Annotated in this window: 10 protein-coding genes; 3 read left to right on the top strand and 7 right to left on the bottom strand. The window is 53.2% G+C overall.

The window, feature by feature from the left end:
* Nucleotides 1-156: 156 nt before the first annotated feature.
* On the top strand, nt 157-1,071 hold the full coding sequence (locus VE954_RS09905) for an RluA family pseudouridine synthase (protein ID WP_324952191.1): 915 nt from the start codon (nt 157-159) through the stop codon (nt 1,069-1,071).
* A 42-nt stretch (nt 1,072-1,113) separates the two neighbouring features.
* Here the strand turns inward: VE954_RS09905 and VE954_RS09900 are convergent, their stop codons facing one another.
* The 4 genes from VE954_RS09900 to VE954_RS09885 form a co-directional block, all read right to left on the bottom strand.
* Nucleotides 1,114-1,671, bottom strand: a complete 558-nt coding sequence (locus tag VE954_RS09900) for a DUF2975 domain-containing protein (protein WP_324952189.1) — start codon at nt 1,669-1,671, stop codon at nt 1,114-1,116.
* A 184-nt stretch (nt 1,672-1,855) separates the two neighbouring features.
* Nucleotides 1,856-3,592 carry an ATP-binding protein gene (locus tag VE954_RS09895; RefSeq protein ID WP_324952187.1) on the bottom strand — a complete coding sequence of 579 codons (1,737 nt, stop codon included), beginning with the start codon at nt 3,590-3,592 and terminating at the stop codon, nt 1,856-1,858.
* 44 nt (nt 3,593-3,636) lie between these two features.
* Entirely contained in the window at nt 3,637-9,105 is a 5,469-nt protein-coding gene (locus VE954_RS09890) for a HAMP domain-containing protein (protein ID WP_324952185.1), read from the bottom strand.
* Nucleotides 9,106-9,296: 191 nt separating this feature from the next.
* A complete protein-coding gene (locus VE954_RS09885; protein WP_324952183.1) occupies nt 9,297-10,016 on the bottom strand; it encodes a response regulator transcription factor in 720 nt (239 codons plus the stop codon).
* A gap of 264 nt (nt 10,017-10,280) precedes the next feature.
* On the opposite strand from VE954_RS09885, the gene VE954_RS09880 reads away from it, so the two are divergent.
* Nucleotides 10,281-12,758 (top strand): response regulator, encoded by a 2,478-nt coding sequence (locus VE954_RS09880; protein WP_324952181.1) that lies wholly within the window; start codon nt 10,281-10,283, stop codon nt 12,756-12,758.
* A 201-nt stretch (nt 12,759-12,959) separates the two neighbouring features.
* Nucleotides 12,960-13,394 carry a response regulator gene (locus VE954_RS09875; protein ID WP_324952179.1) on the top strand — a complete coding sequence of 145 codons (435 nt, stop codon included), beginning with the start codon at nt 12,960-12,962 and terminating at the stop codon, nt 13,392-13,394.
* A gap of 9 nt (nt 13,395-13,403) precedes the next feature.
* Here the strand turns inward: VE954_RS09875 and VE954_RS09870 are convergent, their stop codons facing one another.
* The 3 genes from VE954_RS09870 to VE954_RS09860 all read right to left on the bottom strand — a co-directional run bounded on the left by VE954_RS09870 (nt 13,404) and on the right by VE954_RS09860 (nt 16,598).
* On the bottom strand, nt 13,404-13,850 hold the full coding sequence (locus VE954_RS09870) for a response regulator (RefSeq protein WP_324952177.1): 447 nt from the start codon (nt 13,848-13,850) through the stop codon (nt 13,404-13,406).
* Between the two features lie 70 nt (nt 13,851-13,920).
* Nucleotides 13,921-16,143 (bottom strand): adenylate/guanylate cyclase domain-containing protein, encoded by a 2,223-nt coding sequence (locus tag VE954_RS09865; protein ID WP_324952175.1) that lies wholly within the window; start codon nt 16,141-16,143, stop codon nt 13,921-13,923.
* An 8-nt stretch (nt 16,144-16,151) separates the two neighbouring features.
* Entirely contained in the window at nt 16,152-16,598 is a 447-nt protein-coding gene (locus VE954_RS09860) for a hypothetical protein (protein ID WP_324952173.1), read from the bottom strand.
* Nucleotides 16,599-16,645: the final 47 nt, after the last annotated feature.

The following is a 16,645-nucleotide window of genomic DNA, read 5'->3' as shown; positions in this document are numbered from 1 at the left end:
GATTCGCTGCTTTATGCCCTGGTGGAAGACGATTTTGCACGCCTCACTTGATCAACCCGGCGCCAGGACTTTTCGACCGAATCGACCCTTTTTTTGCAGCCTTTTCCCATAAGAACTGCTACAAGGGCAGCTCACAGCCTGCGAAAGAGTCTCGCCATGCCTATGAAAAAGCTGACTTATTCTGTCCTCGAAGCCGACGCCGGACGCATTGATATCCTGGTCGCCAGGCTTTTGGATTTTTCCAGGGCCCGGGTTCGGGGTTTGATGGACCACGAAGGCGTGACTTTGAATGGCGAAGAATGCCAGGATTATGGGACTCACGTGGCGGCCGATGATGTTGTGGTCTTAACGTATGACCCCGAGCGCAAGTACAGGGAAAAACCCCCTGAGCGTAAAACCCATGGATTTACTCTGATCTTCCGCGATGAGCATCTGGCGATCGTCAATAAGGATGCCGGGATCCTGACCGTCCCCACCGATCGTCGCGAGAAAAATACTCTCGTGGATCTTCTTTCCAACTTTCTTGCCGGTGGCCAGGCGCGCGGACCCAAGGTCTCGGTGGTGCACCGCCTCGACCGTGACACCTCCGGTCTTTTGGTTTTTGGGCAAAGGCCCGCGATTGCCGAAAATCTGATCAAACAGTTCTCGGCACGCAAACCGGAACGCGAATACTATGCAATCGTTGCGGGAAAATTGAGCCAGGATAAAGGTGAAATTCGCAGTCTTCTACAGACTGACAAGGCCTTGAATCAAAGATCGAGCTCGACCGGTGAACTCGCAATTACCCACTATCGGGTCATCACCCGCTATCAGGATGCGACCATGGTCGCGGTGAACCTGGAAACCGGACGCAGGAATCAAATCCGCGTTCATTTTGCTGAAATGGGCCATCCCATCCTCGGTGATACACGTTATGAAGCGGATCGCGCCAGCCACCCGGCGTGGCCGTATAAGCGGCTTGCCCTTCATGCGCGTATGTTGGGTTTTAGTCATCCGATGACACGCCGTGAATTGCGCTTCGAATCGGACTTGCCGGACGAGTTCAAGAAATTTACCCGGGCTTACTCTTGAACAAAGAGTGACTCGCCTTGGAATGGCTAGGCGGGATTCCTCTCAAACGACTTCTTCGAGCTCCTGTTTCATTTGCAGTGCGGCTTCAACTGCATGAGCCATGATGAGGAAGAGCAGACCGGGAAGGAGCGACGTCGTACCTGTAGCCAACGTGAGATGGCTCTCCCCGGGAAGACCTGGCATGAGGAGTTTGGTGATGGCCTGCGTGAGGCTGATATAAAAGGTCTCACCAAAAAACAGCCCAATGTAGGTATAGCCGATCCAGCGCATTCTGCGAAAATTTTCCAGAGAGAAGATCACCCCCAGCTGGAAGGAGCCCATCAGACGGATGAATTGCCAAAGCCCGAACATGCTGACGGCGAAGAGTGGGAACCAGATGAAAGTGCTTTTTATCCCAGCGGCTTCGGTGATTTTTAACCCTTCTGTACGGGTTTCCACCCAGCATTTGTAGTCGGTAATCTCGACATCGCCGATGCATTGGCTGGTAATCCCATAAGGCTTATGTGTGACGAGATTCAAAAGGCCACAGAAAAGGAAGACCCCGAAAGCCAGGGCGTGAAAGATCTTAATCCAACGGCTGTATTTTTTAACTTTGTCCATGTTCGTATCCTTTCTTAGGATGTCTCATGCCTTACTTACCCAAATTCGCCGTCGTTAATCAAGATTAACTTATCGATAAACGATAAAAAATCATCTTTAATCAAAATAAGAGGTTGAAGGGGTTCATCCAGAGCCGCCAAACTTGCGCTACTGGCGGACCACTCACTCGGAATGCAAAAACCGATTAAGCCTCGGGCTCAACCGGCAATGTAAAGTAGAAAGCAGTGCCGCCCTGCCCTGACGATTCCGCCCAAATACGGCCACCATGCCGATCCACAATCTTCTTACAGAGCGCGAGGCCTATGCCTGTTCCTGGGTATTTGGTTTTGCTGTGAAGGCGCTTGAAAATAACGAAGATCTTGTCGAGATAGCAAGGATTGATACCGATTCCATTGTCGCGGACGCAGAAACGCCATTCCTTGCCAACTCTCTCACAGGAAATATCGATCGTCGGGGGAGCCTCTGCACGGTATTTAAGGGAATTGCTGATAAGATTTTGAAAAAGACGCACGAAGTTCGAAGTGTCGACGCATAGGCTCGGCAAGGGGCCAACTGTAATACGGGCTTCCTGCTCAGCAATGGAAACGGCCAGATTATTGATGGCAGCCTCAACCGTCATCTTCAAAGCGATTGGATCCCGGCTGATCTTGCCAACCGTGACGCGGGATAGTTCCAGCAGATCCTCGATCATGGTCTTCATGCGATTGGCGCCATCGACGATAAACTCCAGATACATCAGACCATCACCGTCGAGCTTGGATCGATAGTCCTGGGCCAAAAGCTGAGAAAAGCTTGTCATCTTGCGCAGGGGCTCTTGCAAATCATGGGACGCCGCAAAGGAAAATTGTTCGAGGTCGTTGTTCGAGCGCGTCAGCTCACGAATCGCCGACTCGCTCTTCTGCCGCTCGCAAGCGATGCCCAGGATATTGCCCACGGCTTGCAGAAAGCTGGTTTCTTCCGGGCTGAAGGTGTGCGGGGAGCTGCTGAAAACGCTGAGGACGCCGAACGGTTCCGTTTCGCCATGGATCGCGACACTGGCCCCCGTGACGACGCCATGCACCTTGAGCTCGGCATGAAGCGGAAAGAGTTGCAGCGTACTCATGTCACGGAAAATAACGGGCTCCTTGGCCTCGCCATGCATCTGAACCCAGGCATCGGCTTTGAGAGGACTGTTGCCAGAGACGATCGCTCCCTCTTTCCAGCCAAAGCTTGCCTTCACCTCCCACGTGGTTGCGTGCTCCTTAAGTCCCGTGAGCAGCCCCATATTCACGCTGAGAGTCTGCTGGACCACAGAAGCGGCATCATGCATCAATTCGTCACTCTTGCGACGCAGCAACGCCAGACGGCTCAGCTTGGCCAGAGCCAGCTGCTGAGCCACGCGCGTTTCCAGTTCCTGCTGCGTGGCTGCCGCCTGTTTGCGTTCCTGTAAAGCGGTTCGCTCCATCTCCAAAAGTCGGTATTCCTTCTCGCGTCGCTCATTCTCTAAAAGTTGAGCAGCCTGCCTTTGAATCAGCCTCTTCTGCCGGACAAGCTGGACGAAGACGCCGACTTTCGCTTTGACCACCTCAGGTTCCAAAGGCTTCTGCAGGTAATCGACGGCACCGATTGCGTAGCCACGGAAAATATCCGCCACATCGTTGGTCATGGCTGTCATAAAGATAATCGGGATGTCACGGAGAGTTCCAATCTGTTTGACCTGGGTCGCAAACTCGAAACCATCCATATTAGGCATCATGACATCCGTCAGGATGAGAGCGAAATCGCGCGACTGCAGGAGCGACAAAGCCTTCGCCCCCGAAGTCGCCGTGACGATGTCAAAATCTTCGGTGCAGAGGAATGACTCCAAGGCAATCAGGTTCGCCGGCTTGTCATCGACCAGGAGAATGCTCACTCGATCATCCGCTTGGAACCTTGCCGTCATGGTCTTCCTCTCATTCCGCGTTCAGAGACTTACAGGTACCGAGACTACGCAGATCTTGGTAAAAAGGTCTTCTTTTGCAACCAGCGATGCATGATAGCCAGGAGTTTATCCGGGTCCACAGGCTTGGTCACATAATCGGATGCTCCTGCATGGATGGCCTTTTCGCGGTCTCCTTTCATGGCTTTGGCTGTCAGCGAGATGATAGGCAGCTGCTTGAAGCGTTCATCCGCCCGGATCTTCTGGGTGGCCTCGAAACCATCCATTTCCGGCATCATAAGATCCATCAGGATCAGATCAACATCCGCATGTTCGTTGAGGATCTTCATGGCCACCTTGCCATTTTCCGCATGGAGCACATGCATGCCCTGCCCCTCAAGTATCGTATCGATCGCGAAAATATTGCGGCTATCATCATCCACGACGAGAATCTTGTATCCTGAGAAGTCGGCGTTCTTTGGCAGGCGAGGAACATCCGTATCATCCTCGATGTTGACCACGATATCAGAACTTTGACCCAGTTCAGCCGTCACATATTTCTGAGGCAGATAGAGTGTGAACGTGCTGCCGAGGTCGGGCAGACTGTCGACTGCCAGCCAACCGCCGAGCAGACGGGTGATCTCCCGACTGATGGTGAGACCCAACCCTGTGCCACCATATTTCCGGCTTGTGGTACCGTCCGCCTGCTGAAAGGCCTCGAAGATCAACCTCTGTTTGTTGAGGGGAATGCCTATGCCTGTATCCTTCACAGTGAAGGCCAGCATGCCTTTGGCGGGCAGCACCACACCATCATCGAGCTTACGGTCGCTCGGCATCGGCCCTATCGTCACGTGGATCGAGCCTTTTTCTGTAAACTTGAAGGCATTGGACAGCAGATTTTTCAAGATCTGCTGGAGCCGGGTGACGTCGGTGTAGATATAATCCGGCAGATCGGAATGCATTTCGATCGCAAATTCCAAGCCCTTCTGATCCGCCATATGCCGGAAGGTACGCTCCAGATATTCAGCCACGTCTGGCAGCTCCACATCCTGTGCATGGATGGGCATTTTTCCAGCTTCAATCTTCGACAGATCCAGGATCTCATTGATCAGGGCCAGAAGATCATTGCCCGACGAATACACGGTGGCTGCGAATTTCACCTGCTCCTGGGTCAGGTTTCGGCTCTTGTTTTCAGCCAGCGTTTTCGAGAGGATCAAAAGACTGTTGAGGGGCGTCCGCAGCTCATGGGACATGTTAGCCAGGAATTCAGATTTGTACTTGGAAATGAGTTGCAGCTGCTCGGCCTTCTCCTCGACGCTGCGGCTGGCCAGCTCGACTTCCTGATTCTTGATTTCGAGCAGCATGGCTTTATCGTTCAGTTCATTGGCTTGCGCTTCCAGTTCGGCGTTTGAACGTTTGAGCTCCTGCAGGAGCTCCTCCGTGCGCATGGACGACGAGATCATATTCACGATAACCCCGATCGAATCCATGAGCTGGTCAAGGAACGTCAGGTGGTTCTGACTGAAGACCTTGAACGAAGCCAGCTCAATAACGGCTTTGATTTCGCCCTCGAAGAGCACCGGAAGAACCGTGACGTTCCGGGCCGGAGCATCCCCCAGGCCTGAAGCGATATGGATGAAATTTTCGGGCACATCCGAGAGCAGGATACGTTTTTTCTCGAACGCGCACTGGCCGATCAGGCCTTCCTTGAGTCGGTACGAGTGAGCAGGGTTTTTCCGTTCGGAGAAACCGTAGCTCGCAATAAGGTTCAGCACCGGCATTTTCTTGTCTTTTTCAGATCCTTCAACCATGAAGAAGGCACCATGCTGGGCATCGACCAGTGGGGTCAGGTCGGACATGATAAGCTGGGCCACCGAGATGATATTCCGCTGACCTTGCATCATGCCCGAGAACTTGGCCAGGTTGGTTTTCAACCAGTCCTGTTCCTTGTTTTTCTGCGTTGTGTCCTTGAGATTGCTGATCATCTGGTTGATGTTATCTTTAAGGGCAGCAACCTCACCCATGGCCTCCACATTGATGGAACGGGTCAAGTCACCTTTCGTTACCGCAGTGGACACCTCGGCAATCGCTCGCACCTGAGCGGTCAGGTTACCGGCCAGCTGGTTCACGTTATCTGTAAGGTCGCGCCAGGTACCGGCCGCACCAGGCACCTTCGCCTGACCCCCGAGTTTACCTTCGATACCGACCTCGCGAGCCACCGTCGTAACCTGATCGGCAAAGGTTCGCAGCGTGTCGGTCATGCTATTGATGGTTTCAGCGAGGGCTGCCACCTCACCTTTGGCTTCCAGGACGAACTTCTCGTTCAGATTACCTCGTGCAACAGCCGTCACGACCTTGACGATACCGCGCACCTGCATGGTCAGGTTTGAGGCCATGAAGTTCACATTGTCGGTAAGGTCTTTCCACGTTCCTGCAACCCCAGGGACTCGCGCCTGCGCTCCCAGCTTGCCTTCAATACCGACTTCCCGGGCGACGGTCGTCACCTGATCAGCGAAAATGCGCAGGGTATCGGTCATGCTGTTGATGGTTTCCGCGAGGGCTGCCACTTCACCTTTGGCTTCAAGAACGAACTTTTCATTGAGGTTACCGTTGGCAACCGCCGTCACGACTTTGATGATACCTCGGACCTGCTTGGTGAGGTTGCTGGCCATGAAATTCACGTTATCGGTAAGGTCCTTCCAGGTACCCGACACACCTTTCACCTCGGCCTGACCACCGAGTTTACCCTCGGTACCGACCTCTTTCGCCACCCTTGTAACCTCAGCAGCAAAGGAGTTGAGCTGATCCACCATCACGTTGATGGTATTCTTCAGCTCGAGGATTTCGCCTTTTGCATCCACCGTAATCTTCTGCGACAAGTCACCTTTCGCAACAGCCGTTGTAACTTTGGCAATGTTTCGAACCTGGGCCGTAAGATTACCCGCCAGGCCGTTCACATTATCTGTAAGATCTTTCCAGGTCCCAGAGACGCCTTTCACCTCCGCCTGTCCGCCGAGTTTCCCCTCAGTACCGACCTCTTTTGCCACACGCGTAACCTCGGCGGCGAAGGAGTTGAGCTGATCCACCATGGTGTTGATCGTATTCTTTAGCTCCAGGATTTCACCCTTCGCATCGACGGTAATTTTTTGCGACAAGTCACCCTGTGCAACGGCCGTGGTAACCTTGGCAATGTTTCGCACCTGGGTTGTGAGATTGGCGGCGAGACCGTTCACGTTATCCGTGAGGTTCTTCCAGGTTCCCAAAACGCCTTTCACATCCGCCTGGCCACCTAACTTTCCTTCCGTTCCCACTTCCTTCGCTACGCGTGTGACCTCCGCAGCAAAGGAGTTGAGCTGGTCCACCATCACGTTGATCGTGTTTTTCAGCTCCAGAATTTCACCTTTGGCATCCACAGTAATCTTCTGGGACAGGTCACCGTTGGCCACCGCCGTCGTCACGTTCGCAATATTTCGCACCTGAGCGGTAAGATTCGCGGCGAGACCATTCACGTTATCCGTCAAGTCTTTCCAGGTTCCGGACACACCCTTCACATCCGCCTGGCCACCTAATTTCCCTTCCGTACCGACTTCCTTGGCCACACGAGTCACCTCAGCTGCAAACGAACGCAGTGTGTCCACCATCGTGTTAATCGTGTTCTTAAGTTCGAGAATTTCGCCCTTGGCATCGACCGTAATTTTCTGCGAAAGGTCACCATTGGCAACCGCCGTGGTCACTTTCGCGATGTTACGAACCTGAGCGGTCAGGTTGCCGGCAAGACCGTTTACATTGTCTGTAAGATCCTTCCAGGTCCCTGCAACGTCCTTCACATCAGCCTGGCCACCCAGCTTCCCTTCCGTACCGACTTCCTTGGCCACGCGGGTCACTTCCGCAGCGAACGAGTTGAGCTGGTCCACCATTACGTTGATGGTATTCTTGAGTTCGAGGATTTCGCCTTTGGCATCGACGGTGATTTTTTGTGAAAGGTCACCCTTCGCAACAGCGGTTGTTACCTTCGCAATGTTACGCACCTGGTCGGTCAGGTTGCCCGCGAGACCGTTCACATTATCCGTTAAATCCTTCCAGGTACCGCCGACACCCTTCACATCCGCCTGACCACCCAGCTTCCCTTCCGTACCCACTTCCTTGGCCACGCGTGTAACCTCAGACGCAAACGAGTTGAGCTGATCCACCATCACGTTGATGGTGTTCTTCAGCTCCAGGATTTCGCCCTTGGCATCGACGGTGATCTTCTGCGAGAGGTCACCTTTGGCCACCGCCGTGGTAACCTTGGCGATATTTCGTACCTGCGCGGTCAGGTTTCCGGCGAGACCGTTCACATTATCCGTCAAGTCCTTCCAGGTTCCTGACACCCCCTTCACATCCGCCTGGCCACCCAGCTTCCCTTCGGTACCGACTTCCTTCGCCACCCTGGTGACCTCGGCTGCAAACGAGCGCAAATCGTCGACCATGGTGTTGATGGTGTTCTTCAACTCATAAATCTCACCGCGAGCATCAACTGTAATCTTCTGGGAAAGGTCACCGTTGGCCACCGCAGTCGTAACCTTGGCGATGTTGCGCACCTGAGCGGTGAGGTTGGCAGCCAGACCGTTCACATTATCCGTAAGATCCTTCCAGGTTCCGGATACGCCTTTAACATCGGCCTGGCCACCGAGCTTCCCTTCATTACCCACTTCCTTGGCCACCCGGGTCACTTCCGCTGCAAAGGATGAAAGTTGATCCACCATGACGTTGATAGTATTTTTCAGTTCGAGGATTTCGCCTTTGGCATCGACCGTGATTTTCTGGGAGAGGTCACCTTTGGCCACCGCAGTCGTAACCTTGGCGATGTTTCGCACCTGAGCGGTCAGGTTACCAGCGAGACCATTCACGTTGTCGGTCAGATCCTTCCAGGTCCCCGAGACGCCTTTAACATCGGCCTGACCACCGAGCTTCCCTTCATTACCTACTTCCTTGGCCACACGGGTGACCTCAGCCGCGAATGAGTTGAGCTGATCCACCATGGAGTTTACCGTCGTACCAATGCGGAAGAATTCGCCGCGGACCGGACGGCCCTCGATTTCGAGAAACATCTTTTGGGACAAGTCGCCTTTGGCCACGGCCGTGATAACACGCGCCACTTCATTGGTGGGAGCCACCAGGTCACCGATCAGCTGATTGACAGAATGAACGCTGCTGGCCCACGAACCCTTGGCGGGACCAACCGAGGCTCGCTCCGTCATCCGACCCTCTTGCCCAACAATCTTGCCGACGCGGAGAAGTTCTGTGGAAAGATGTTCGTTCAGACCGATGATATCGTTCAGAAGCTCACCTGCACTGCTCAGGATATCGCCTTTGCTGTATTCGAAGCGTACCGAGAAATCACCCTGCTTGACGGCTTTCAGGACTTCAACCAGCCGTTCGATCTCTTCTCTATTGGAAACCGAAAGACTGTCCCAACCCTTATTCGGTGACTTCTTATCTTTGTCTGATGATTCAAATGGCAAGCTCGTGTTCATCAGGCTTTTTGAGTGCTTCACGGTAACCTCATGCGTTGGGTGAGAGAGGGCGCCCCCTCTCATGTCCTGCCTATAGATTCGTGCCGCTGCCGTCCAAACTTAAAACCACGTGATCCTTTTGTGGGTGGGCACTCGTTGGAAACACCTGATAATCTTCGAATTTCTGTCCTTCAGAGACCTCTTTCTTGCCATCTTTTCCCATTTCAAAGCGGCTAGGCTGCGTGCACTTTTCCGGTCCTCGACCCTGTCCTGGGCACAAGCAGACAAAGCCCCTTGCCATAGCTCGTCTCTATGGTCATTTGCGAACCGAGATCACGCAAAGCCCTGCGGATCGTGAATATTTTTTTATCCAGGGCGCTGTCACTGACCTTGATATCCCCCCATACCTTGCACCGCAGTTCGTCTTTTGTCATAAGAATGCCCTTGGCCTCAACCAGGGCCTCGAAAATCTGCGCTTCATAGGGAGCCAGAAATTGCTTTCTGTCTTCCAACTCCAGCAACCGCCTTTTGCTTGTATAGACCACATCACCAATATGAAGAACGGACTGCTGAATACGCTCCGACATTTCCGCGATGCGCGCCAGAAGGCGAGCCTGCAGTTCCGGGACTTGAATGGGTTTTCGAATGAAATCATGAGCGCCCAGGGATAGCGCCTGGCCGATCAGATGGCTGGCCGCATCAGCGGTGATAACGATGATCGGACAGGACCATTTCGTACGAAGCGTGGGAATGGCGTCGAGCCCCCAGCTGTCAACTCCCAGGTGGATGTCAACGAAGAGCGCCACCGGTGAATAACGGTCCGCGCGTGCCAATAAAGTTCCCACCGATGCGAAAGGAAGCGATATCATGCCAGTGGCATGTTCAATGATCAAACGAATAGTGGGATCATCGTCCAAAGTAATTGTGTAACGCTGCCGCTCATGTTGCTCCATTACGGGCTTCCTCCAATCCGTCTGCACCTTTCCCTTTCGATCGAGGATGGCCTAAACCTAAGCCCGCCTAAAATCTCCATGATGTTCCGGGACTAATAACCTCCTTTGCCAAGGAAGGATCGCGCGGGATGTTCCCGTGCCGGGATTCTTACGCGCGGTAAACCTGCTGCGCTTTTCTTCAACTTTCAGCGAGCCCAAGCCGATCTAGAGGAGGTGATGCGAGGACAGCATGGGCCTCGAATCGCATATCTGGAGGCGGTAAGTATGGACGTTGGTCTCAATCATCTCAGGCTCCTGGCCATTGAGGACGATGCGGCGGATACGAAGCTTCTGCGCTATCATCTGGCAGGCGAAAACCCCTATTTTCAAAGCATCTACCTCGAAGTCGTCGATAGCCTTGAAGACGCTCTCCGGATCCTCGACAAGGCTCTGTTCGATGCGGTCCTCATGGATCTCAATGTCTCGGACAGCCAAGGTTTGGAAACGTTCAACACACTCCATGGCAAGCATCCTGCTATCCCCGTCGTTATACTCAGCGGCCTGAACGATGAAACCATGGCGATCATCGCTGTGAAAGCCGGAGCCCAGGATTACCTTCCCAAGATCGAACTGAGCAAATTCAAACTGCTCAAGACTGTATCGTATGCGATCGAGCGTGCGACGCTGCTCCGTCAGGCCATTGCCAATCAGGAAACGGCGCGGGCGGCCTCGCGATACAAATCAGAATTCCTGGCTCATATGAGCCACGAGATCCGCACACCCATGAACGGGGTGATCGGGATGACCAGTCTTCTCGCCGAAACAGCCTTGTCGCCGGAACAGGAGCGCTACGTCAGCACCATTCGAAAATCGGGCCAACACCTTCTCAGCATCATCAACGATATTTTGGATCTGTCAAAAATCGAAGCCGGAAAGATGCAGTTGGAGCCGAATCTCTTCAACATTCGACGAGTGATTGAAGAAACGCTGGACCTTTATGCTGAGATGGCCCAAAGCAAAGGCCTGGTTCTCGCCAATATCGTGCAGCCCTCGTTGCCAAGCGAATTGGTCGGCGACGATTCCCGACTGCGGCAAATCCTGGGCAACCTTGTCAGCAATGCCATCAAATTTACCAGTTCGGGTCAAATCACCGTGCATGCACGGATGGAAAATATGCCGCGGGACGACGTGTCCAGCCCTAAACCTGGGGCCGCATGCGTGCGATTTGAAGTCAAAGACACAGGAGCGGGCATCAGTTCCGACAATTGCAAGCAGCTCTTCCAGGCCTTTACCCAGATCAAAGGCAATCCGAAGAATGTCATAGGAGGAACCGGCCTCGGCCTGGCCATCTGCAAACGTCTCGCGGAAATGATGGGTGGCAGCATCGGTGTCGACAGTGAACTGGGGCGAGGTTCAGCCTTCTGGTTCACTCTGCAGTTTGACAAGTCAGTGATCCGCCGCAGCGAACGCGTCGACCTCGTCGGCAAACGTGTTCTTCTTGCATCGAGCAATCCCGGCAATTCCATCATACTTAGGGAACAACTCGAGTTACGAGGGCTCCTCTGCAAAACTGTAGATGGATTCCAAGACGTCCTGACTGAACTGCACAAGGCCCGGGATCATCATGAAGCCTTTGACCTTTTGTTGTGGGATGGCGCGCAGAGCGAAGCCGAAGCATCCGGTGCAGACTGGCTGCATGAGGTCCATAAGGCAGCGGACAATCAGACCATGCCTGTTCTGATCCTCCTGCCCGCAACCGCAGGTGCAGGATTTCCGCTGAGCTCTGAACATGTCTTCGGAATCAGAATGCCGCTGAAGCAGGTTGCCCTCTATGAGCAGGTCGCCCAGATTTTTACCGATTCCTCGCTACGTAAACCTGCCAAACCAGATGTAGCCATCAGAATCGCTCCTCCCTTGCAGCTCGTACCGAAAGGTTCAGGGCAGCGCATTCTCATTGCTGATGACAGCAGTGTGAACCAGCAGGTTGCAGCTAATATGGTTGCCCGACTGGGATTTCAAAGCGACGTCGTCGCCAATGGCTGGGAAGCTGTCAAAGCCGTTGAGAATGGCTCCTATGCGCTGGTCCTGATGGACTGCCAGATGCCGGAGATGGATGGTTTTGAGGCGACACATAGCATTCGCTCCCTGCCACAGGGCAAGGGCAAAATCCCTATTCTCGCTGTTACAGCCAACGCATTGTCAGACTATTCCAAGCTGTGCTTTGATGCCGGCATGGATGATGTCATTGTTAAACCGATCGTCCTGGACGATCTGCGAACCGCGTTCAGCCGCTGGCTTGCAGAGAGTGAGATCAATCCTCGACCTGCAGCCAGGTCCGATCCACGGATGACCAACGTGAAACCATCCCCGAAGGTGTCCCGCACGGCCATCGATCCTCAGGTCCTCGAAGCTTTCTTTCAAGGTTCAGCCAAGGAGTCGACCTCCACCTTTGTTGACGAGCTCATCGACCTGTTTCTCGACATCGTGCCGCCTATCATTGGGCAGATCCATGATGCCGTTCAAGCTCGTGAAGCCCGAGCTCTGGAACGTCATGCTCATAAACTCAAGGGCACCAGCCGAAACCTCGGCGCTCGCGATTTAGCCGCGAGTTGTGAAATCCTTGAAGAGCTAGGGAGCCGAAATAATCTAGAGGGTGCTTCCGATGTGGCTGCTCTTTTATCGCAGCAGTTTGAAGCTGCCAAACTGGAACTATTAAACGGTTACCGTTCCTCAACGAGAGAACGACCCAAGCTTATCAGCTAGGGTTTCAAACCTTTCTTATTCACCAGATTTCCCCGACAGAGGCAGGAACTTCCCAGTCAATCAGATTGTTTACAGGGCCTCCTTCGAAAGACCCACAATTCTGTGAAATCAGGGGGCTCAAGAACCCTTCCCGAATTTTCGATAAAATAGACAAGAGGTGCAATGGCTGCACTTGCTCACTGCACAGAAAGGGAGGACGTCATGTCGCAGAGTAATAGCCTGGCGAAGCGTCGCGTAATCCTGATCGATGATGACCGCTCATTCGGCCTTATCATGAAGCAATGTGCTCTCCAGCACGGTATTGAGCTTGATTACTTTGAGTCCCTGGCGGATCTGGGCTTTGTTGCTCTGGTGGGCCGCTATGATGTCGCGATCCTTGACTATGATCTCGGAAATATGACAGGCGTCGAGATCGGCGAATATCTCTCCGTGCTTTTCGATCGCATGCCCATGCTTCTGATCAGCGGAACCATGAGAACGCCAGGCCCCGAAGAGATCAAAGCGGGGCTCGTCCGTCCCTTCATGCACAAAAACAAAGGCTATGACCTCATCCTGTCGACGGCCCTTGAACTTTCCAGCTCCAAAACCCTAACGTCACAGTCGGGATCGGGCTCCATCGGACTAGGAGTCATGTAAGGTGGTTCATCAGCCAGGCAGCCGGGCGATGTTGAACCAGAACGTATAGAGATTTTGAATAGCCTGCCGAAGCTGATTGAGATCGCCAGGCTTGGAAATGAATGCGTTGGCATGCAGCGCATAGCACTTGCGGATATCAGAAGGAGCGCTCGAAGTGGAAAGAACGATCACGGGCATGCTCGTAAGGTCAGGGTCGGCACGGATTTCGGCCAGCACTTCAGAACCGTCTTTCTTAGGCAGATTCAGGTCGAGCATGACAAGGTGCGGCCGGGGCACATCAGCATAAGCTCCTTGCCGCCTGAGAAAGGCCAGAGCTTCCTCGCCATCCTCGACGTAATGGAGAATCAGTTCACTGTTGCAGCTCTTGAGCATATTCTGGATCAAAAGCCGATCACCGGCATCATCATCGACAAGCAGTATGTTCGTGGAGATCCTTGGCTTACCTGAGTTGGGCATCTCATTCTCCGCGCTTGGCTTCAACGTATACGACTTAACTCATTATTGTACATCGAAGGATGATTAAGAACTAGCTGACTTTGGAGATCCCGGCATCAGACTGTGCAAGGTGAATTTCAAAGAGTTCCTGGGGCTCGCTGATGCCTTTGAGTTTAAAGAGGCCGGCGGTGGTCCATTCGTTGTCATCAAGACCTTGGATGACCGTCTGCGAAGCCAGGACCTGATTGGGCCTGGCCAGCCCTTCAATGCGTGATGCGATGTTCACCGTGGTCCCAACCGCTGTATAATCACTTCGCTCTGTGCTGCCAAACATACCCGCGATCACGGAGCCGGCATGAATGCCAATTCGCATACGAAAGCTGGTCCCGTCTTCCGCTTCGAGCTGCTGATTCAGCTCATCCAAGGCCAGCATCATCTTCCGCGCGCAGGCCACGGAGCGATGAATTTGCTCCTCGCGTTCCATGCTGACAGGAGCGCCGAAGATAATCATGACCGCATCACCAATGAACTTATCGAGCGTACCTTGCTCGGAATAAATCACTCGGCTCATAGCGCTGAAAAATCGATTCATGATCTCACTGATGCGCTTCGGATCCTTATTTTCACAGATCCGGATGAACTCCACGAGATCAGCAAATACCACGGTGACGTCCATATGATGAGCATGCGCATTCCAGACGATTTTTTTATCCACCACATCCTGCACCAGCGAGGGTGGCAAAAAGCGCCCCAGGACGTCAGTCTGCAGATGGACGTTGAGGTCGTGAATTTTCTTTTGCTGACGATAGACATAAGCCAGAAGAGAAATCAGGACGGGGACGACGATCAGCAGGAAAATAACCACAGCTGTCTTGATGACGTTGTCTTTCTTCATTTTTTCCAGTTCAACTGTTTTGAGCTGAGAATCCTTCAAGGCCAGCTGCCGATCCTTGTCCAGAATTTGATTCTGCAGCTGGGACGCCTCAAGGCCAAGAAGGACTTTGCTCTTGGAGAAATCCTGACTGGAGCTCACTTGCTTTTGCTGTTCCATAAGCTGGATGATCGCTTCCGCAGAAGCCAAGGCTTGAGCGACATCCTGTTTCTTTTTGTAAACCTGGACGGCAACATTCAAGGATTTTATCCTCTCAGTGGTCTGTTCCGGCCTAATATCATGCAGAGATTGTTGAATGGCCATCACAGCCTTATCCAACTCGTTACGCTGCAGATGAGCGAGAGCCAATTCCCGATAAGCCTTGAATCGCCATAAACTTCCAGTGTTCCGGGTCAGTTCCAGAGTTCTGTAGCCATATTCCATAGCGGCCTCGCTGTCTTTCCTCTTGTTGGCAAGACTGGCCAGCTTGTACGCGGCGGCGGACGCTGTATAGAAGTCGTCAATCGACTTGGCTGTCTGAAGTGACTCTTTAAAATACGACTCGGCCTTTTCTAAATTGGGTTGACTCAGATTATCGTAAGCATCCCCCAGGAAAAAGGCCAGAATTCCTGAGTGAAAGCGCAGCTTCATATCCTTGATGGTATGATAGTATCGCTCCAAAAGTTGCAGGTTGTCATCCGTACGATCTGCCTCGAAGTTTTGCTGCACCACATTGATGTCACCGATCAGGCGCAAAATAGGGCTGAGATTGGGATATTCTTTGAGTTCCGTCCTGGCTGCCAACACAGCCTGAATGGATTCCTGATCGAAATCCAGCCGATAGTAGAGATCCGACTGAAACGCCAGCACGCGTAGGATGGCATTGGGATTTTGACTTTGTTTTGCCAGGGACAACGCTTCGTGAGCGAGCTCGACCGAACGCTTGCTATTGTTCTGACTGAATTCCCAGAGGCTGAGTCCAATGCTCAAGATGGCCGCTTCCCCATAACGCTTCAGCTGAAGAGCCTGGAGTTTATCATGCTGGATGCGGGGTATAAGATCCTTCAGTGTATCCAGGTCGTCGAGCCAATAACAGACGTGGGTTAGTCGGCTCAAATCCCGAATGGAGCTCACACCATCCTGGGCCCCTTGGGTTTGACTCCTCAACCTATGCAGCAGCTTGTCCTTAAGAGCCTGCGGGTGATCCGCCTCCTCAAAAATCAATTGGTCTTCTTCAGCCAGAGAATCCTGGGCAAAAGAAGGCATATACGACCAGATGCTGAGCATCAGGATCGCATGGAGCCAAAGACCGCCACGACCTTTTAATTTTTTAAGAGCACGCTGAACCAAACCCACCTCGCCATGGACCCATTCACCTGTTCGGCACAAGCCGTCCTGAGGCGCATGAGCAAAAATTGCCGAGGTGGGGAAACCCCATTCCAATCAAGGTTTCAGTCCAAAGGATCGACGCAAACGTCCGCTTTCGCAAGGGCTGGGCTGACGTAAACCACCCGTGAACTGATGATATCGCAGAATTCAGTCGGGTTGCCCGGACAGGGAGCGCAGCCGAGACACGGATAGCCGTGAGGCGGATAGGTTTTGGCCTTCTGAATTTCGCTTTCATTGAGTTCCTGAAGATTTTTAACAACGTTCATCTGGACACTGGATGATATTCCAGCCGTCACCCTCCTCCCGGGTGGAGGTGAAGGCGCTGCGAAGCCACCCGGACAGAGAGCAGGACCCACGATATCAAGTCCCGCCGATGACCCCGCATACGACCAGGCTGTTCCATTGGCGCAAATGATGGCCCAGTTGCCCCCGCCCAAACTGATGGCACTCCATGCAAAAGATTCAGCGCTGATGACGAGACCGGCCACGAGAACAAGACGCTTCAACATGGGAAGTCTCCCTTGCAAAAAATGGTTAAGAAACCCGGCATGGGGCC

The sequence above is a fragment of the Oligoflexus sp. genome, from assembly GCF_035638955.1.
Taxonomy (GTDB): domain Bacteria; phylum Bdellovibrionota_B; class Oligoflexia; order Oligoflexales; family Oligoflexaceae; genus Oligoflexus.
Note: the sequence above shows the minus strand (reverse complement) of the source record. Positions and strands in the feature narration are given on the sequence as shown.